The 393-nt window shown below is 70.0% G+C and carries 1 protein-coding gene; it reads right to left on the minus strand.

From position 1 onward, the window contains the following. The coding region (locus tag AAH991_RS40315; RefSeq protein WP_346231217.1) for a hypothetical protein at positions 1 to 393 on the minus strand (393 nt) is incomplete at both ends.

The following is a 393-nucleotide window of genomic DNA, read 5'->3' on the forward strand; positions in this document are numbered from 1 at the left end:
CAGGCCGATCAGGACGATGGCGTAGACGATGTGCTCGTCCATGAAGGGGTTGGTGGTCAGGGGGAGTTCGGCGGCCCACATCAGGAGCAGGAGCAGGGTGCCGGCTCCGGCGGCGATGCGCATGCCGATGCCGAGGATGAGGGCGGTGCCGATGCCGGCCAGGCCGGTCATGAACAGCCAGTCGACCCAGGGCTGTCCGGCGAGGGTGTCGAACAGGCCGCCGAAGGTGTTGTCGGCGGTGCCCTTGAGGAAGCCGGTGGTGGGGCTGCCGCCGTTGATCCAGGCCTTGGCGGCGGGGGTGGCGAAGCCGAAGCCGAACGTCTTGTCCAGGAAGGCCCACAGGAACACCCAGCCGATGGCGATGCGGGCGGCGGCCCAGGCGTAGCGGGCGCG

Origin of the sequence: Microbispora sp. ZYX-F-249, from assembly GCF_039649665.1 — a bacterium.
Classification (GTDB): domain Bacteria; phylum Actinomycetota; class Actinomycetes; order Streptosporangiales; family Streptosporangiaceae; genus Microbispora; species Microbispora maris.